The organism is Citrobacter sp. wls615 (assembly GCF_005281355.1).
Lineage (GTDB): Bacteria > Pseudomonadota > Gammaproteobacteria > Enterobacterales > Enterobacteriaceae > Citrobacter > Citrobacter werkmanii.
The window spans coordinates 56552-75483 of record NZ_SZXM01000006.1; the positions used below are offsets into that span (position 1 = coordinate 56552).

An 18932-nucleotide genomic window follows, 5' to 3' on the forward strand; every position below is an offset into this window, starting at 1 on the left:
GTAATCTTTCGACCCAATCATTATCTCGGTAACTCCATTCACTATGGCAGGAAATAAACCCTTCAACAAACAACAGACTGATGCTCGTGAGCGCGATCCCCAGGTCGCCGGGCTGAAAGTACCGCCGCACTCGATTGAAGCGGAACAGTCGGTGTTGGGCGGTTTAATGCTGGATAACGAACGCTGGGATGACGTGGCCGAACGCGTGGTGGCGGAAGATTTTTATACCCGCCCGCACCGGCATATCTTCACGGAAATGCATCGCTTGCAGGAGATGGGAAAACCCATCGATCTGATTACTCTGGCAGAGTCGCTGGAAGTTCAGGGCCAGTTGGACAGCGTCGGCGGTTTTGCGTACCTGGCTGAGTTATCGAAAAATACGCCAAGTGCGGCCAACATTAGCGCTTATGCGGATATCGTTCGCGAACGTGCCGTTGTCCGTGACATGATTTCGGTCGCGAACGAAATTGCGGAAGCCGGATTCGATCCGCAAGGACGCTCCAGTGAAGATCTGTTGGACCTTGCGGAATCCCGCGTCTTTAAAATCGCTGAAAGCCGCGCCAACAAAGACGAAGGCCCGAAAAACATTACCGATGTGCTCGACGCCACCGTCGCGCGTATCGAGCAGCTATTCCAGCAGCCGCACGACGGCGTTACCGGGGTGAACACCGGTTATGACGACCTCAACAAAAAAACCGCTGGTTTGCAGCCGTCAGACCTCATCATCGTCGCTGCGCGTCCGTCGATGGGTAAAACGACATTTGCAATGAACCTCGTCGAAAACGCGGCGATGTTGCAGGATAAGCCAGTTCTTATCTTTAGTCTGGAAATGCCCTCAGAACAGATCATGATGCGTTCCCTGGCCTCGCTCTCACGCGTAGACCAAACCAAAATCCGTACCGGTCAACTGGATGACGAAGACTGGGCGCGAATTTCCGGAACAATGGGTATTTTGCTGGAGAAACGAAACATCTATATTGATGACTCCTCCGGCCTGACGCCAACGGAAGTGCGTTCGCGTGCCCGTCGTATCGCCCGTGAACACGGCGGTATCGGACTTATCATGATCGACTACCTGCAGCTGATGCGCGTGCCGTCGCTTTCCGACAACCGTACGCTGGAAATTGCTGAAATTTCCCGCTCGCTGAAAGCGTTAGCGAAAGAACTGCATGTACCGGTGGTGGCGCTGTCGCAGCTTAACCGCTCTCTGGAACAACGCGCCGACAAGCGTCCGGTCAACTCAGATCTGCGTGAATCCGGCTCCATCGAGCAGGATGCCGACTTAATCATGTTTATCTATCGTGATGAGGTTTATCACGAAAACAGCGACTTAAAAGGCATCGCCGAAATTATTATTGGTAAGCAGCGTAACGGTCCGATCGGAACGGTTCGCCTGACGTTTAACGGACAGTGGTCGCGATTCGACAACTATGCCGGTCCTCAATATGACGATGAGTAATTTCTAAGGAATACAAATGCAAGCGGCAACTGTAGTTATTAACCGCCGCGCTCTGCGACACAACCTGCAACGTCTGCGTGAACTGGCTCCTGCCAGTAAACTGGTTGCGGTCGTGAAAGCGAACGCTTACGGCCATGGTCTGTTAGAGACCGCGCGAACGCTCCCCGATGCGGACGCTTTTGGTGTCGCTCGTCTTGAAGAAGCCCTGCGGCTGCGCGCGGGAGGCATCACGCAGCCCATCCTGCTGCTGGAGGGGTTTTTTGATGCCTCCGATCTACCGACTATTTCCGCGCAGCGTCTGCATACTGCCGTCCACAACCTGGAGCAGCTCGAGGCCCTGGAGGCCGCAAAACTGGCTGAACCCGTTACCGTCTGGATGAAGCTCGACACCGGCATGCACCGCCTGGGCGTGCGTCCTGAGCAGGCTGAAGCGTTTTATCAGCGCCTGACGCAATGTGAAAATGTGCGCCAGCCGGTCAATATCGTCAGCCACTTTGCACGCGCGGACGAGCCTGAGTGTGGCGCGACTGAAAAGCAGCTCGATATCTTTAATCGCTTCTGTGAAGGCAAACCGGGGCAGCGTTCGATTGCCGCATCCGGCGGTATTCTGCTGTGGCCGCAGTCTCACTTCGACTGGGCGCGCCCGGGGCTGATTCTGTACGGCGTATCACCGCTGGAAAACCACTCTATCGGTGCCGATTTTGGCTGCCAGCCGGTGATGTCGCTAACCTCCAGCCTGATTGCGGTGCGTGATCACAAAGCGGGCGAACCGGTCGGCTATGGCGGTACCTGGCAGAGCGAGCGCGACACGCGTTTAGGCGTGGTGGCGATGGGTTATGGCGATGGTTACCCGCGTGCGGCGCCGTCTGGGACACCGGTGCTGGTCAATGGCCGTGAAGTGCCGATCGTGGGTCGCGTCGCGATGGATATGATCTGCGTCGATTTAGGTCCCGGGGCGCAGGATAAGGCCGGTGATTCTGTGATTCTTTGGGGTGAAGGTTTGCCCGTTGAACGGATTGCTGAAATGACGAAAGTTAGTGCTTACGAACTTATCACACGCCTGACCTCAAGGGTGGCGATGAAGTATATCGACTAAGTTCATGACATGCCGGACAGGCGGGAACCCCGCCATCCGGCAATATGCTCGCCAACTGCAACATCCTCTCGATCTTCTTCCGCTTCCGGTTTATTGTGTTCTTATCCTCTGCCTGTAAACCTGGAGAACCACCTCGTGTTTCAAAAAGTTGACGCCTACGCTGGCGACCCGATTTTATCGCTCATGGAGCGATTCAAAGAAGATTCACGTAGCGACAAAGTGAACCTCAGCATTGGCCTGTACTACAACGAAGACGGCATTATTCCTCAGCTTAAAGCGGTGGCGGAGGCGGAAGCCCGACTCAATGCCAAACCGCATGGCGCTTCGTTGTATCTACCGATGGAAGGTCTGAACACGTATCGCCATACCATTGCGCCGCTGTTGTTTGGCGCGGATCATCCGGTTCTCCAGCAACAGCGTGTCGCAACCATTCAGACGCTGGGTGGTTCCGGGGCGCTAAAAATTGGCGCAGACTTCCTGAAACGCTATTTCCCTGACTCTGGTGTGTGGGTTAGCGATCCGACATGGGAAAACCATATCGCGATTTTTGAAGGGGCTGGATTCGAAGTGAGTACTTACCCTTGGTATGACAACGAAACCAACGGGGTACGTTTCAATGACCTGCTGGCCACGCTGAATACCTTACCAGCGCGCAGCATCGTGCTGCTGCATCCGTGCTGCCATAACCCGACCGGAGCAGATTTAACCCCTGCGCAATGGGATGCTGTTATTGAGATTCTGAAATCGCGCGATCTGATCCCGTTTCTCGACATTGCTTATCAGGGCTTTGGCGGGGGAATGCAAGACGATGCTTATGCGATCCGCGCCATTGCCAGCGCCGGGTTACCGGCTCTGGTCAGCAACTCATTTTCTAAAATCTTCTCTTTATACGGCGAGCGCGTCGGTGGGTTGTCTGTGGTATGTGAAGACGCCGATGCCGCCAGCCGCGTTCTGGGGCAATTAAAAGCGACCGTACGTCGTAACTACTCCAGCCCGCCGAACTTTGGTGCGCAGGTGGTCGCTACGGTACTGGGTGATGACGCGCTGAAAGCCAGCTGGCTTGCAGAAGTCGAAGAGATGCGGACCCGCATCCTGGCAATGCGCCAGGAGCTGGTTAACGTGCTGAGCGCTGAAATCCCTGACCGTAACTTTGATTACCTGCTGCAACAGCGCGGAATGTTCAGCTATACCGGGCTTAGCGCCGCTCAGGTCGATCGCCTGCGTGATGAGTTTGGCGTGTACCTGATTGCCAGCGGTCGTATGTGCGTGGCCGGATTGAATCACGCTAACGTGCAGCGCGTGGCGAAGGCATTTGCTGCCGTTATTTAACCAGGTTTGTTATTTCTCGCACAGTGTTGCCGGATGGCGGCGTAAACGCCTTATCCGGCCTACAAAGTCAGTGGATTTTTCGTTTGTAGGCCTGATGAGCGTTGCGCTATCAGGCACGCTTTTCTGTGTGATCGTGCTCTTTTTCTGTAACAAAACCAGAGAAAATCCTTCCTTTCCCTTCCCTCAGGGGGTAAGGTCAGATAGTTTTTTGACCAGTTGTTAATAAAAAAATGATCACTAACTGACTACTTAGGGAAAAATATGCGCAAGTTTACGTTGGCACTGAGTGCCGTTTGTTTATTGTTCACGTTAAATCAGCCTGCTCAGGCATTAGTTTCTTCTCCCTCGCAGCTCAATCCAGGCACCAACGTTGCAAAACTCGCCGAGCAGGCTCCCATTCACTGGGTTTCCGTGGCGCAAATTGAAAACAGTCTGACAGGCCGCCCGCCGATGGCCGTCGGGTTTGATATCGATGACACCGTCCTTTTTTCCAGCCCTGGCTTCTGGCGCGGTAAGAAAACGTACTCTCCGGACAGTGAAGATTACCTGAAGAATCCGGCTTTCTGGGAGAAAATGAACAACGGCTGGGACGAGTTCAGTATTCCAAAAGAAGTGGCGCGTCAGTTGATTGATATGCATGTGCGTCGTGGCGATAGTATTTTCTTCGTCACCGGACGTAGCCCGACGAAGACTGAAACGGTATCGAAAACGCTGGCTGATAACTTTCACATCCCAGCCGCCAATATGAATCCGGTTATTTTTGCCGGCGACAAGCCGGGCCAGAACACCAAAACGCAGTGGTTACAGGATAAAAACGTGCGCATGTTCTACGGCGATTCTGACAATGACATCACCGCCGCTCTCGACGTGGGTATTCGCGGTATTCGTATTTTACGTGCCTCCAACTCCACCTATAAACCGCTACCCCAGGCTGGCGCGTTTGGTGAAGAGGTGATCGTAAATTCTGAGTATTAAAGGCGCAGGCTGCTATTTGGTGGTTTTTTAAACAAATTTGCGTTACTGGCTTTTACCTTTTGCGGACTTGCTGCACACTGAATAAAAGATGTTCTCATTAGGCGAGTGCTGGTAAGGGGAATAAAGATGACGAATTCGGAGTTGCTGCAATACTGCATGGCAAAAACGGGCGCGGAGCAGAGCGTGCACAGTGACTGGAAAGCCACACAAATCAAAGTCGAAGATGTACTCTTTGCCATGGTAAAAGAGGTAGAAGAACGCCCGGCGGTCTCTCTGAAAACCAGCCCTGAACTGGCGGAATTACTGCGTCAGCAGCATAGCGATGTACGACCAAGCAGGCATCTGAATAAAGCGCACTGGAGCACGGTGTATCTGGACGGCTCGCTGCCGGATTCGCAGATTTATTATCTGGTTGATGCCTCTTATCAGCTGGCGGTGAACACGCTGCCGGAAGATAAACGCCGGATACTGGCGCAGCCCTGATAAGCGCTGCGCCATTGGGCATGATTACAACAACGGTTTGAGGAAGCGTGCCGTGTGTGAAGCTTCACACTCGGCGACAGTTTCTGGTGTGCCGGAGACCAGAATTTCCCCGCCGCCGCTACCGCCTTCCGGACCGAGATCGACAATCCAGTCCGCCGTTTTAATCACGTCCAGATTGTGCTCAATCACCACGATGGTGTTGCCCTGATCGCGCAACTGATGCAGCACGTCCAGCAACTGCTGAATATCCGCAAAATGCAGACCGGTGGTCGGCTCATCAAGGATATACAACGTCTGCCCGGTGCCGCGTTTTGACAGTTCGCGCGCCAGCTTCACGCGCTGCGCTTCGCCGCCGGAGAGCGTAGTGGCCGACTGGCCGAGACGGATATACGTCAGGCCCACATCCATCAGCGTTTGTAGCTTACGCGCCAGCGCCGGGACGGCATCGAAGAACTCGCGTGCTTCTTCAATGGTCATATCCAGCACTTCGTGGATGGTCTTGCCCTTGTACTTAATCTCCAGCGTTTCGCGGTTATAGCGCTTGCCTTTACACTGGTCGCACGGCACGTAGATATCCGGCAGGAAGTGCATTTCAACTTTGATCACGCCGTCGCCCTGACAGGCTTCACAGCGTCCGCCGCGAACGTTAAAGCTGAAACGACCCGGCGTGTAGCCGCGCGCGCGGGATTCTGGTACGCCAGCGAACAGTTCGCGCACCGGCGTAAACACACCGGTGTAGGTTGCCGGGTTGGATCGCGGAGTACGACCAATCGGGCTTTGGTCAATGTCGATCACTTTGTCGAAATGTTCCAGGCCCTGAACATCGCGGTACGGCGCAGGTTCAGCCAGCGTGGCGCCGTTCAGCGCCGTCTGTGCAATCGGGAACAGCGTGTCATTGATCAGCGTCGATTTACCCGAACCGGAAACCCCGGTAATGCAGGTGAACAGGCCAACCGGCAGCGTCAGGGTGACATCTTTCAGGTTGTTGCCGCGTGCGCCGGTTAGCTTCAGCACTTTTTCCGGATCGGCTGCCACGCGCTGTTTCGGTACTTCAATTTTACGCTTACCGCTCATGTACTGGCCGGTCAGCGACTCAGGCACCGCCATGATGTCATTGAGCGTCCCTTCGGCAACCACCTGGCCGCCGTGAACGCCAGCGCCCGGGCCGATATCGATAACGTGGTCAGCGGCGCGAATCGCATCTTCATCGTGCTCGACCACAATCACGGTATTACCCAGATTACGCAGATGGATGAGCGTGCCCAACAGACGTTCGTTATCGCGCTGATGCAGACCAATAGACGGTTCATCCAGCACGTACATCACGCCGACCAGACCCGCGCCGATCTGGCTCGCCAGGCGAATACGTTGGGCTTCGCCGCCGGAGAGCGTTTCCGCTGAACGCGACAGCGTCAGGTAGTTGAGGCCGACGTTAACCAGAAACTTCAGACGATCGCCAATCTCTTTCAGGATTTTCTCTGCAATCTTCGCTCGCTGGCCGGCAAGCTTCAGGTTGTTGAAGAAATCCATCGCATGGCCGATGCTCATGTCGGAAATTGCGGGCAGCGGCGTATTCTCGACAAATACGTGACGGGCTTCCCGGCGCAAACGCGTCCCTTCACAGCTGGCGCACGGGCGGTTGCTGATGAATTTGGCTAATTCCTCACGTACTGCGCTGGATTCCGTCTCTTTATAACGGCGCTCCATATTGTGCAATACGCCTTCGAACGGATGGCGACGTACGGACGTATCGCCGCGATCGTTCATGTATTTAAATTCGATATTCTCTTTACCGGAACCGTACAGCACCACTTTATGCACGGTGGGGGTCAGGCTTGCCCATGGGGCTTCGACGTCGAATTTATAGTGTTCCGCCAGTGACTTAAGCATCTGGAAGTAGTAGAAGTTGCGGCGATCCCAGCCGCGGATAGCGCCGCCGGCCAGCGACAGTTCCGGGTTTTGAATCACCCGGTCAGGATCGAAATACTGTTGTACGCCGAGGCCGTCACAGGTCGGGCATGCGCCCGCCGGGTTGTTGAATGAAAACAGACGCGGTTCCAGTTCGCGCATGCTGTAACCGCAGATCGGGCAGGCGAAGTTGGCGGAGAACAGCAGCTCTTCCGCTTTCGGGTCGTCCATATCGGCAACCACCGCCGTACCACCGGACAGTTCCAGCGCGGTTTCAAACGATTCCGCCAGGCGCTGGGTAAGATCGTCACGTACTTTAAAGCGGTCAATCACCACTTCGATGGTGTGTTTCTTTTGCAGCTCAAGCTTGGGCGGATCGGACAGGTCGCACACTTCCCCGTCGATACGGGCACGGATATAGCCCTGGCCTGCCAGGTTTTCCAGCGTTTTAGTGTGCTCCCCTTTACGCTCTTTAATAATCGGCGCCAGCAGCATCAGACGTTTACCTTCCGGCTGCGACAGGACGTTGTCCACCATCTGACTCACGGTCTGCGCCGCCAGGGGAACGTCGTGATCCGGACAGCGCGGTTCGCCAACGCGGGCAAACAGCAGGCGCAGATAGTCGTGAATTTCGGTAATCGTACCTACCGTGGATCGCGGGTTATGGGACGTCGATTTTTGTTCAATTGAGATGGCGGGAGACAGCCCCTCAATGTGGTCGACATCCGGCTTTTCCATCAGCGACAGAAACTGACGCGCATACGCGGAAAGGGATTCAACGTAACGACGCTGCCCTTCGGCATATAAGGTGTCGAAAGCGAGCGAAGATTTGCCTGAGCCCGAAAGCCCGGTGACGACAATCAGCTTGTCGCGCGGGATGACGAGGTTGATGTTTTTGAGATTATGGGTGCGGGCGCCCCGAACTTCGATCTTATCCATTCATCTTTCCCGGATTAAACGCTTTTTTGCCTGGCTGCATGGTGCTACCGGCGATCACAAACGGTTAATTATGACACAACCTGACCTGAATGGATATACAGTATTGGAATGCAAAACGCAGATGCTTGTGCAACAATGCCTGTCCGGGGTTGTTTACTGGAATCGACCTCGCAACGTAGTAAAAGCGCTATTGGAAATGCTACAATCCCGCGCTTACACTTATTCAGTAACGTTTTTCAGGAGACACGATCATGGCCAGCAGAGGCGTAAACAAGGTGATTCTCGTCGGTAATCTGGGCCAGGACCCGGAAGTACGCTATATGCCGAATGGTGGCGCAGTTGCCAACATTACGCTGGCTACTTCCGAATCCTGGCGTGATAAAGCGACCGGCGAAATGAAAGAGCAGACTGAATGGCACCGTGTTGTGCTGTTCGGCAAACTGGCAGAAGTAGCCAGCGAATATCTGCGTAAAGGTTCTCAGGTCTATATTGAAGGCCAGCTGCGTACCCGCAAATGGACCGATCAGTCCGGCGTAGAAAAGTACACCACTGAAGTTGTGGTTAACGTTGGCGGCACCATGCAAATGCTGGGCGGCCGTCAGGGTGGTGGCGCTCCGGCAGGCGGTGGTCAGCAGCAGGGTGGTTGGGGTCAGCCTCAGCAGCCGCAGGGCGGCAATCAGTTCAGCGGCGGCGCGCAGTCTCGCCCGCAGCAGTCAGCTCCGGCAGCGCCGTCTAACGAGCCGCCGATGGATTTCGACGACGATATTCCGTTCTAACTTTTCTGCTTTATACGAAAAATTATGGCTACCTCAAAACAGGGGTAGCCATATGTAATTTTTATCAGTTTAACACCATCGGCCAGTCTGGCGGTGTGTGGCTCATCACTTCAACCATCACGTTTTCAATGTTCTTCCAGATTGCGGACATATCCACCAGGGTTATGCCGAGCAGCCCGGTTGCAAACCAGCAGGCGAAAACCAGTCCCAAACCGCTACTAATGACGGCCAGGCCAATATAATCTGATTTACGAAAACGGATATTGAGCGTACTGGCTAAAAACATCAGCACCGCGCTGAGTAGCTGCCATCGCAGAAGAACCACGCCAGTTGTTATCGTTGCCATGAAAAAACGTCCTCAGAAAGTCTTGATGCCCATGACAGCGCGGGGGTGTTCACCGAGGGTGTAGTACTCTGGCTCTCGACGGGCAATAACACGAATGAAACATTGTTTCTGTTACATGAATTGTGTGAACTATATCACATTTGCTCGTTTGTTCACCAGTGTTAGAGGTTATTTTTGCAAGGTAATAGCCATGCTTTCTATATGGTTATGTTTAATAAAAAAAACCGATAACAAATAATCTAATAAAAAGATGCATATTAATTACCTGTTATGTTTATCCTAAATTATTCGTTAAAAAATTTAATGAATTTCTTAAACGCGACCAGGATAATGCTCATAAAAAATTACTACTTGTTGATAATAATGTTATGAAATAAGCATAACTTTAAGTTTGCCTTACGGAAAAATAATATCATCATCAACTATTATCAGATTTTTACATAGAGAAGTCTGTTGCTAATAATGATAGATTCATGCAACTTAATCAGTCAGTGTTTATAGCATCCCGCCTAATGGGTTCTGGCATATACGAAACAGGGAAATAGGGCTGACATGAATCACAGTGCGCGACGCAAGATGCTGAAGTTCTTCGGAACATTCATGGTGGTATTGCTCCCCGTGGTACTGGCGTTATGGTTTGCTCACATCCGGGCGATGTCCGAAACCCGTAATCAACTCAGCTCTTTTGCTCAACTGGTGTTAAATAAAACGGAATTGGTGATCTTCCAGGCCGATTTAGCGCGTGATATGGCCCAGTTGTACCAGGGTAAGATGTGTACTCCTGCCCATCAGAAAAGTATGCTGAATATTATTCGTGGTCGTTTATATATCAGTGAGCTAATTTATGCGCAGGGCGATCATTTTTTGTGCTCTACGTCAATGATGCCGCGAGTCCCATATATTATGGCGACAGCCGACTATAAACGCGCGCCGGACGTCTCCATCTATTACTACCGCGATACCCCCTTTTTCGCTGGCTACAAAATGACGTACATGCAACGGGGAAACTACGTTGTCGTCATCAATCCATTATCTTACAGCGAAGTCATGTCAGATGATCCGGATCTGTCATGGGGGGTGTATGACACGGTAACGGATACCTTTTTCTCTTCCAGCGAAGGGGCGAATATTGCGCAATTCTCGCCGCTGATACGCGATGAGGCCTCAACATTCCAGCAGGGCGAGCGCTTCTATACCATCGTACATTCAGAAAAACGACCCATCGCGATTATTGTTTCGATCTCTGACGCTCGTGTGAATCAGATTTTCTATCATGAGGCGGCGTTAACGATCCCCTTTGGGATTATCTGCAGCATCCTGATACTGCTCATGTGGTGGCGCACGCGTCAGGAATATCTCTCTCCCCGCCGCTTATTAAAACGTGCGATCAAGAAACGTCAGCTTTGCCTGTACTACCAGCCGATCATTGACATCAAAAATGGACAATGTGTCGGGGCGGAGGCTTTGCTACGCTGGCCAGGCTGTAAAGGTGAGGTGATGAGCCCAACGGAGTTTATTCCGCTGGCGGAAAAAGAGGGAATGATTGAGCAGATCACGGATTACGTTGTTGAGGAAGTCTTCAACGATTTGGGGTATTTTCTTTCGGCGAATCCTCAGTTGTCTATCTCGATTAACCTCTCTGCTTCTGACTTTCATTCATCACGACTGATTGCCCTGATTGCTGAAAAAAATCATGAGTACTCCGTGGCGGCCCAGCAAATTAAAGTTGAGGTTACAGAGCGTGGCTTTATCGATGTACATAAAATGACGCCCATCATCCAGGCGTTCCGCCAGGCCGGTTTTGAAGTGGCGTTTGACGATTTTGGCACGGGATATTCTAACCTCCATAATTTGTCAGCATTGAATATCGATATCCTGAAGATCGACAAATCGTTTATTAGCACGCTGGCCACTAACAGCACCAGTCACTTGATTGCCGAACATATCATCGAGATGGCGCAAAGCTTAAACCTGAAGACGGTTGCGGAAGGGGTGGAAACGGCGGAGCAAATCGCGTGGTTGCTTGAACGCGGCGTACAGTATTGCCAGGGCTGGTATTTTGCGAAGGCGCTGCCGCCGCAGGAGTTCATGGATTGGATAAAACGCTCGCCCGCCATACTGACGCAGAGCGGGCAATAATTTTACAGGCGGTGGCGGTAATCGCTGGGAGTACGATCAAACTCTCGGCGAAATACGCGCGAGAAGGTTTGCTGCGATACATAGCCAAGATCCATCGCAATATCGAAAATAGGCCGTTCGGTCGTCCGTAGTTCAACGGCGGCCAGCAGAAGCCGACGTTGGCGGATGTAGTCACCCAGCGTCTGGCGCATCACCGTGCGGAACATTCTCTGCAAATACCACTTTGAGTAACCTGATTTTTTCGCAACCGCCTCAATGTTCAGCGGTTGATCGATATGTTCATCAATCCATTCAATAAGGGTCTGAATAATCTGCTGATGGGACATAGAGTTGCCTCTTTCTCAGTGTTCGATTCGTCGTTTTGTCTGTGGGCGAGTATAATTCCTCAAGTTAACTTGAGGTAAAGCGATTTATGGAAAAGAAATTACCCCGGATAAAAGCGCTGCTCACGCCAGGTGAAGTTGCAAAGCGTAGCGGTGTGGCGGTATCGACCCTGCATTTCTATGAAAGCAAAGGATTAATCAGCAGTATGCGCAACAGCGGCAATCAGCGTCGATACAAACGCGATGTGTTGCGTTATGTAGCGATTATCAAGATTGCCCAACGTATCGGCATTCCACTGGCCACCATCGGCGACGCGTTAGGCGTATTACCTGAAGGGCATTCGCTCAGCGCCAAAGAGTGGAAGCAACTCTCTTCGCAATGGCGCGAGGAGTTAGACCGACGCATTCATACTCTGGTGGCGTTACGCGATGAACTGGATGGGTGTATTGGCTGCGGCTGTTTATCCCGCAGTGATTGCCCGTTGCGTAACCCCGGCGATCAGCTTGGCGAGCAGGGGACCGGGGCGCGCCTGCTGGAAGACGATTGATTGGTATAAAACTAAAGCGCCACAGAGGGCGCTTTAGTTTGGTTCCGGTCTTTGTCTTTCACTCTATCCCGTTGGTTCACGGGAGGGTTTCCCCCGACATCAACACCCCTCAGTCGAGCACGTTTGGGGAGGTTCCGGTCTGTGTTGATAAAGTAAGTGTAAGCCACCCCGTTCTATTTGCCAGTGAATTGATTGCTTTTTAGCCAAAAAATTTTCCGCATCTTCATGCATTTTTTTGCGCGAGCAGACGTGAAAAATAAATGCAAATCTTGTAATAACTCAGCGAAATTTGTTGCCAGATTGCGCATTGACGATAACGTTTGCGCATCGTCTGGCTATTTCTTGCGCATTATAAGAAGAAATGAGTAAAAAGCGGCAAAGTTCAGTTGAAAACCAACGTATGATCGCTGGATAATCGTTTGCTTTTTTTTATCACCCGTTTTTTATGCGCGGAGCTAAACGTTTGCTTTTTTGCGACACCCCTATTGACGCAAAGCTGGCACATGGAGAAATCGTTTAGCAGGCAGTGGATTGTCCACCACGCATAATGACGAAAAAATAAACTCTCAGGGGATGTTTTCTATGTCTACGCCTTCAGCGCGTACCGGCGGCTCACTCGACGCCTGGTTTAAAATTTCGCATCGCGGCAGTACCGTTCGTCAAGAAGTCGTTGCCGGATTAACGACGTTCCTGGCCATGGTCTACTCCGTTATCGTCGTTCCGGGGATGCTGGGTAAAGCCGGATTCCCGCCTGCCGCTGTGTTTGTGGCAACCTGTCTGGTTGCGGGCGTCGGTTCTATTGTTATGGGCCTGTGGGCGAACCTGCCGTTGGCGATTGGCTGCGCCATTTCGCTGACCGCGTTTACCGCATTCAGCCTGGTGCTGGGACAACATATTAGCGTGCCTGTGGCGTTGGGCGCGGTGTTCCTGATGGGGGTTCTGTTTACCATCATTTCTGCGACCGGTATCCGTAGCTGGATCCTGCGCAATCTGCCGCAGGGCGTTGCGCACGGTACGGGGATTGGTATCGGCCTGTTCCTGCTATTGATTGCGGCCAATGGCGTTGGTCTGGTTATTAAGAACCCGCTGGATGGCCTGCCGGTTGCGCTGGGCGACTTCGATACCTTCCCGGTGATTATGTCGCTGGTTGGTCTGGCGGTGATTATTGGTCTCGAAAAACTGAAAGTACCGGGCGGCATCCTGCTGACCATTATCGGTATCTCCATCGTCGGCCTGATTTTCGATCCGGCCGTGCATTTCTCCGGTATTTTTGCCATGCCGTCTCTGAGCGATGAAAACGGCAACTCGCTGATTGGCAGCCTGGATATTATGGGCGCACTGAACCCGATCGTACTGCCGAGCGTGCTGGCGCTGGTCATGACCGCTGTCTTCGATGCGACCGGAACCATCCGCGCGGTAGCCGGACAGGCGAATCTGCTGGATAAAGACGGACAAATTATCGATGGCGGCAAAGCGCTGACCACCGACTCCCTGAGCAGCGTGTTCTCTGGTCTGGTAGGGGCCGCACCAGCGGCGGTTTACATTGAATCCGCAGCGGGTACGGCGGCAGGTGGCAAAACTGGCCTGACGGCGATCACCGTTGGCGTATTGTTCCTGCTGATCCTGTTCCTTTCTCCGCTTTCTTATCTTGTTCCTGTTTACGCAACGGCGCCTGCGCTGATGTATGTGGGGCTGCTGATGCTGAGCAACGTGGCGAAAATCGACTTTGCTGACTTTGTCGACGCGATGGCGGGTCTGGTCACTGCTGTATTTATCGTGCTGACCTGTAACATTGTTACCGGCATTATGATTGGTTTTGCTACCCTGGTCATTGGTCGCATTGTCTCTGGCGAATGGCGCAAACTGAACATCGGTACGGTGGTGATTGCTATCGCGCTGGTGGCCTTCTACGCGGGCGGTTGGGCTATTTGATTTTGCTTCGATGACGCTCCTGAAAACGGGTGGCTCAGGCCGCCCGTTTTTATTTTCAGAACACACTCGTTGTCTTTTGCGTTACTCTCAAGTAGATAGAATTAAGGCACGACGCCTTTATCACCAATCATAAGAAACATCGCAAACAGGGAACGCATGGAAATCTTTTTCACCATACTCATCATGACCCTTGTGGTCTCGCTGTCGGGGGTATTTACTCGCGTATTGCCCTTCCAACTCCCATTACCCCTTATGCAGATCGCCATCGGCGCCTTGCTGGCGTGGCCGACGTTTGGTTTGCATGTGGAATTCGATCCTGAGCTGTTTCTGGTTCTGTTTATCCCGCCGCTGCTGTTTGCCGATGGCTGGAAGACGCCAACGCGTGAGTTTCTGGAGCACGGGCGAGAGATTTTCGGCCTTGCGCTGGCGCTGGTTCTGGTCACGGTGGTTGGGATTGGCTTTATGATTTACTGGCTGGTGCCGGGGATCCCTCTCATTCCGGCTTTTGCGCTGGCTGCGGTGCTGTCGCCAACCGATGCCGTCGCGCTTTCCGGTATCGTGGGAGAGGGGCGTATCCCGAAGAAAATCATGGGCATCCTGCAGGGCGAAGCCTTGATGAACGACGCGTCCGGCCTGGTCTCACTGAAATTTGCCGTGGCCGTGGCGATGGGCACGATGGTGTTTACCGTCGGTGGTGCGACGGTTGAGTTCTTCAAAGTGGCGATTGGCGGCATCCTCGCCGGTTTTGTCGTCAGCTGGTTATACGGACGCTCCCTGCGTTTTCTTAGCCGCTGGGGCGGTGATGAGCCAGCAACGCAAATCGTCCTTCTGTTCCTGCTGCCGTTTGCGTCTTATCTGATTGCGGAACACATTGGTGTTTCAGGTATCCTCGCGGCGGTCGCTGCCGGCATGACGATTACCCGCTCCGGCGTGATGCGCCGCGCGCCGCTGGCGATGCGTTTACGTGCTAACAGCACCTGGGCGATGCTGGAATTTGTGTTTAACGGCATGGTCTTCTTACTGTTAGGACTGCAGTTGCCGGGAATTCTGGAGTCATCTTTGGCGGCGGCAGAAGTCGATCCGAACGTTGAAATCTGGATGCTGTTTACCGATATCGTGCTGATTTACGCCGCGCTGATGCTGGTACGTTTTGGCTGGCTGTGGACCATGAAGAAGTTCAGCCTGCGCTTCCTGAAGAAAAAGCCGATGGAGTTTGGCTCCTGGACAACGCGTGAAATCCTGATTGCCTCCTTTGCGGGCGTTCGCGGGGCTATTACCCTCGCCGGTGTGCTCTCCATTCCGCTGTTGTTACCGGATGGTAGCGGCTTCCCGGCGCGTTATGAACTGATCTTCCTCGCCGCGGGCGTGATTCTGTTCTCGCTGTTTGTCGGCGTGGTGATGCTGCCGATTCTGCTGCAACATCTGGAAGTAGCGGACCATTCGCAACAGCAAAAAGAGGAGCGCATTGCCCGCGCTGCCACGGCGGAAGTAGCGATTGTCGCGATCCAGAAAATGGAGGAGCGTCTGGCTGCGGATAGCGAAGAGAACATTGATAATCAGCTGCTGACCGAGGTGAGTTCCCGTGTCATTGGTAACCTGCGTCGTCGCGCCGATGGGCGAAACGATGTAGAAAGCTCAATGCAGGAAGAGAACCTGGAGCGACGGTTCCGTCTGGCGGCGCTGCGTTCAGAACGCGCCGAGCTTTATCATCTGCGCGCCACGCGTGAAATCAGCAATGAAACGCTGCAAAAGCTATTGCACGATCTGGATTTGCTGGAAGCGCTGTTGATCGAGAACCAATAAACGGTAGCACGATGTAGGCCGGATAAGGCGTTCGCGCCGCATCCGGCGAAAGATGTGCCTGATGGCGCTGCGCTTATCAGGCCTACATAAAATTAACCATCATGTAATTTGCGAGCCGCTTTCCTGAACTGATCTGCTTGTCTTGTCGATTCCCTCTTTTCTCCATACGGTTGAGAAAAGGGGGAAACATGTCCAACTATCGACGAAATTACATCAACGGAGGAACCTGGTTTTTTACGGTGAATCTGCAGGACCGTCGAAGCCAGCTTCTGACAGCCAACATTCACGCGCTTCGGTGTGCAATCGCTGCGGTCAAAACGGCCAGACCATTTCGGATCAATGCCTGGGTCGTATTGCCTGAGCATATGCATTGCATCTGGACGTTGCCTGAAAATGACGCTGATTTTTCATCCCGCTGGCGGGAAATTAAGAAGCATTTCACCCGATCATTGTCTGCCCGACATGTTTGGCAACCTCGCTTTTGGGAACACACTCTCCGCGATGAGCACGATTATCGCCAGCATGTTGATTATATTTACATTAACCCAGTGAAGCACGGGTGGGTAAAACAGGTACAGACATGGCCTTTTTCAACATTTCATCGCGATGTGAGGCGTGGTTTGTTCCCGCAAAATTGGGCAGGTGAAATAATGGATTTTAATGCGGGTGAACGTGCCTGATGGCGCTACGCTTATCAGACCTACGGGGTCGCACGATGTAGGCCGGATAAGGCGTTTGCGCCGCATCCGGCATTTTACGACTCCTGCGTTAACCAAAACCCTTCGCAGCATTTCAGCCACGCCTGAGCGCTGTGCGACAGATACACACCTTCGCGCCAAATCATGCCCAACTGCCAGCGTAAGTCGCTTTCCAGAGGGATCCAGCGCAGCGTTTGCTTATCCAGTCGCTGGCAAATCGGCTCCGGTAAAATGGCGATCCCGACGCCGGCCTGGACCATTGCCGCCAGAAAATCCCACTGTCCGCTACGCACAGCGATACGCGGTTTTACGTTGTGCTGGTTAAACAATTCAAGCAGTTGACGGCTCAACGCGAAATCTTCGTTGTAGATAAGCAGCGGATGCTCCGCCAGCGCTTCGGGGGAAATGGAGTCGCACGTTGTCCATTGACCGGAGCGGGGGACCAGCACGCAGAGCGGATGACTGAAAAGCGGTAAGGTCGCCAGACCGCTCTCTTCTTCAACCGGTAGCGCGGTCATCGCAACATCCAGATCGCCGTTCATCACCGCCTGTTGGACGGTTAAACCGCCAAATTCAGACACCTTCAGTTCCACGCCGGGATAACGCTGGCGAAAAAGGCTGATGGGGCCAGCCATCAACATACCAACCATGGGCGGGATACCGAGGCGCAGTATTCCCTTGTTGAGGTGATTAATGTCACTGAGTTCTGCTTCGAGTTGGCGAAACTCGGCGAGGATCGCCAGGCCGCGTTCGAACACGACCTGTCCGGTATCGGTTAACAACAACCGCCGCCCGTCGCGGATGAGCAACGTGCAATTAAGCTCGTCTTCAAGGTTCTTCAACATTTTGCTGATGGTGGGCTGGGTGACAAAGAGCTTCTCCGCTGCGCGGGTAAAGCTCTGCTGACGCACCACCTCAACAAAATATCGCAGCGTTCTGATATCCATGATTATTCCTTAAGACTATGCCTGCAATGATTTTAATTCATTTCAGTCCTGGACGGGGGCTCTCTATACTGGCGCTCTCTATTTTTTAAGGACATACCCTCATGGCTGTGGCGATAAGCCGCGTGACGCCTGCCGTTATTCATCGACTCCAGATCCCCGTTCAGGTTCTGTTGTACGCAGGTCTCTTTGTTTTTGCTCAATACCTTGTCTCCTGGCTGCATCTGCCGCTTCCTGCCAACCTGGTTGGGATGGTGCTGATGCTGGCGTTGATTGTCTGCCGGGTTATCCCGCTGAACTGGATCCGCGCGGGTGCTCGCTGGTTACTGGCTGAAATGCTGTTGTTTTTTGTCCCGGCGGTGGTCGCCGTCGTTAACTATACGCAACTGCTACTGGTTGATGGCTGGCGTATTTTTGCCGTTATTGCGCTAAGTACGATGATGGTGCTTGGCGCAACGGCATGGGTCGTGGATAAAGTGTATCGCTATGAAATGAGCAGGTTAAACCGTGAGTAATTTCCAGTTAAGCGTGCTGTGTCTGGTGATTACGCTGGGCATCTATTTTGCCAACAAGCGCCTGTATCGCCGCTTTCGTAAATTACCGCTGATGCCGTTAGTGCTTACTCCGGCGCTATTGGTGCTGATGTTGGTCTTTGGACATATCTCCTGGCAAAACTATATTGGTGAATCGCACTGGCTGCTATGGCTGCTAGGTCCTGCAACCATTGCCTTCGCCGTTCCGGTCTATGACAACCTCTCCGTGATTAAACGTCACTGGATGTCGCTGACGGCGGGTGTGGTTACGGCGACCCTGGTGGCGGTCACCAGTTCCGTCTGGTTGGCGCGCCTGTTTATGCTGCCTGATGAAATTCAGCGCAGTCTGGCGGTGCGGTCCGTCACTACGCCATTTGCGCTGGCGGCGGCAGAGCCATTGGGTGGTCAACCGGATCTGGTGGCATTGTTCGTGGTCGTGACTGGCGTATTCGGGATGGCGGTCGGCGATGTGCTGTTTTTGCGGCTCTCTATTCGCGAAGGGATGGCGAAAGGCGCAGGTTTTGGCGCTGCATCGCACGGCGCAGGCACGGCTCGCTCATATGAGCTTGGCCAACAGGAGGGCGTAGTGGCTAGCCTGGTGATGATGCTTTCTGGCGTGGTGATGGTGCTGGTAGCGCCGCTGGTTGCAAGGCTGATGTTCTGAGAGAGGCAGTAATCCTCCGGCCCGGAAGCCGGAGGAG

General features: G+C 53.2%; 17 protein-coding genes. 13 read left to right on the plus strand and 4 right to left on the minus strand.

Going from position 1 to position 18932, the window contains the following annotated elements:
* The first annotated feature begins 43 nt into the window (after positions 1 to 43).
* The 5 genes from dnaB to FDX04_RS02670 all read left to right on the plus strand — a co-directional run bounded on the left by dnaB (position 44) and on the right by FDX04_RS02670 (position 5342).
* Positions 44 to 1459: a replicative DNA helicase gene (gene dnaB, locus FDX04_RS02650; protein WP_003826610.1), complete on the plus strand. Its 1416-nt coding sequence runs from the start codon at positions 44 to 46 to the stop codon at positions 1457 to 1459.
* A gap of 16 nt (positions 1460 to 1475) precedes the next feature.
* Entirely contained in the window at positions 1476 to 2555 is a 1080-nt protein-coding gene (alr, locus tag FDX04_RS02655; RefSeq protein WP_137348844.1) for an alanine racemase, read from the plus strand.
* Between the two features lie 135 nt (positions 2556 to 2690).
* A complete protein-coding gene (tyrB, locus tag FDX04_RS02660; protein WP_042312990.1) occupies positions 2691 to 3884 on the plus strand; it encodes an aromatic amino acid transaminase in 1194 nt (397 codons plus the stop codon).
* 261 nt (positions 3885 to 4145) lie between these two features.
* Positions 4146 to 4859 carry an acid phosphatase AphA gene (gene aphA / locus FDX04_RS02665; RefSeq protein WP_061382690.1) on the plus strand — a complete coding sequence of 238 codons (714 nt, stop codon included), beginning with the start codon at positions 4146 to 4148 and terminating at the stop codon, positions 4857 to 4859.
* Positions 4860 to 4985: 126 nt separating this feature from the next.
* Positions 4986 to 5342 carry an MmcQ/YjbR family DNA-binding protein gene (locus FDX04_RS02670; RefSeq protein WP_038636271.1) on the plus strand — a complete coding sequence of 119 codons (357 nt, stop codon included), beginning with the start codon at positions 4986 to 4988 and terminating at the stop codon, positions 5340 to 5342.
* A 24-nt stretch (positions 5343 to 5366) separates the two neighbouring features.
* Here the strand turns inward: FDX04_RS02670 and uvrA are convergent, their stop codons facing one another.
* Complete coding sequence (gene uvrA / locus FDX04_RS02675; protein ID WP_137370417.1) at positions 5367 to 8189, minus strand: excinuclease ABC subunit UvrA; 2823 nt, start codon at positions 8187 to 8189, stop codon at positions 5367 to 5369.
* A gap of 251 nt (positions 8190 to 8440) precedes the next feature.
* Here uvrA and ssb1 point away from each other — a divergent pair, with 251 nt between their 5' ends.
* The gene (ssb1, locus tag FDX04_RS02685) at positions 8441 to 8965 is read left to right on the plus strand and encodes a single-stranded DNA-binding protein SSB1 (RefSeq protein ID WP_003826621.1); all 525 of its coding nucleotides are present in this window, start codon (positions 8441 to 8443) and stop codon (positions 8963 to 8965) included.
* Between the two features lie 64 nt (positions 8966 to 9029).
* Here ssb1 and FDX04_RS02690 read toward each other — a convergent pair whose 3' ends face one another.
* Positions 9030 to 9311, minus strand: coding sequence for a YjcB family protein (locus FDX04_RS02690; protein WP_038636276.1), 282 nt, complete (start codon positions 9309 to 9311; stop codon positions 9030 to 9032).
* Positions 9312 to 9863: 552 nt separating this feature from the next.
* Here FDX04_RS02690 and FDX04_RS02695 point away from each other — a divergent pair.
* The gene (locus tag FDX04_RS02695) at positions 9864 to 11450 is read left to right on the plus strand and encodes an EAL domain-containing protein (RefSeq protein WP_137370418.1); all 1587 of its coding nucleotides are present in this window, start codon (positions 9864 to 9866) and stop codon (positions 11448 to 11450) included.
* 2 nt (positions 11451 to 11452) lie between these two features.
* Here FDX04_RS02695 and soxS read toward each other — a convergent pair whose 3' ends face one another.
* Entirely contained in the window at positions 11453 to 11776 is a 324-nt protein-coding gene (gene soxS, locus FDX04_RS02700) for a superoxide response transcriptional regulator SoxS (RefSeq protein ID WP_005132611.1), read from the minus strand.
* Between the two features lie 86 nt (positions 11777 to 11862).
* On the opposite strand from soxS, the gene soxR reads away from it, so the two are divergent.
* The 4 genes from soxR to FDX04_RS02720 all read left to right on the plus strand — a co-directional run bounded on the left by soxR (position 11863) and on the right by FDX04_RS02720 (position 16736).
* Positions 11863 to 12321 (plus strand): redox-sensitive transcriptional activator SoxR, encoded by a 459-nt coding sequence (gene soxR, locus FDX04_RS02705; RefSeq protein ID WP_003826630.1) that lies wholly within the window; start codon positions 11863 to 11865, stop codon positions 12319 to 12321.
* A gap of 582 nt (positions 12322 to 12903) precedes the next feature.
* Positions 12904 to 14253 (plus strand): guanine/hypoxanthine transporter GhxP, encoded by a 1350-nt coding sequence (gene ghxP, locus FDX04_RS02710; RefSeq protein WP_038636284.1) that lies wholly within the window; start codon positions 12904 to 12906, stop codon positions 14251 to 14253.
* A gap of 156 nt (positions 14254 to 14409) precedes the next feature.
* Positions 14410 to 16056 carry a Na+/H+ antiporter gene (locus FDX04_RS02715; RefSeq protein WP_061382687.1) on the plus strand — a complete coding sequence of 549 codons (1647 nt, stop codon included), beginning with the start codon at positions 14410 to 14412 and terminating at the stop codon, positions 16054 to 16056.
* Positions 16057 to 16244: 188 nt separating this feature from the next.
* Positions 16245 to 16736, plus strand: a complete 492-nt coding sequence (locus tag FDX04_RS02720; RefSeq protein ID WP_137361117.1) for a transposase — start codon at positions 16245 to 16247, stop codon at positions 16734 to 16736.
* A gap of 74 nt (positions 16737 to 16810) precedes the next feature.
* On the opposite strand, the gene FDX04_RS02725 is transcribed toward FDX04_RS02720, so the two are convergent.
* On the minus strand, positions 16811 to 17701 hold the full coding sequence (locus FDX04_RS02725; protein ID WP_038636290.1) for a LysR family transcriptional regulator: 891 nt from the start codon (positions 17699 to 17701) through the stop codon (positions 16811 to 16813).
* A gap of 101 nt (positions 17702 to 17802) precedes the next feature.
* Here FDX04_RS02725 and FDX04_RS02730 point away from each other — a divergent pair, with 101 nt between their 5' ends.
* Positions 17803 to 18213, plus strand: a complete 411-nt coding sequence (locus tag FDX04_RS02730) for a CidA/LrgA family protein (RefSeq protein ID WP_042312969.1) — start codon at positions 17803 to 17805, stop codon at positions 18211 to 18213.
* On the plus strand, positions 18206 to 18895 hold the full coding sequence (locus tag FDX04_RS02735; protein WP_137370419.1) for an LrgB family protein: 690 nt from the start codon (positions 18206 to 18208) through the stop codon (positions 18893 to 18895). Before FDX04_RS02730 ends, FDX04_RS02735 begins: the two co-directional genes overlap by 8 nt.
* Positions 18896 to 18932 lie beyond the last annotated feature (37 nt).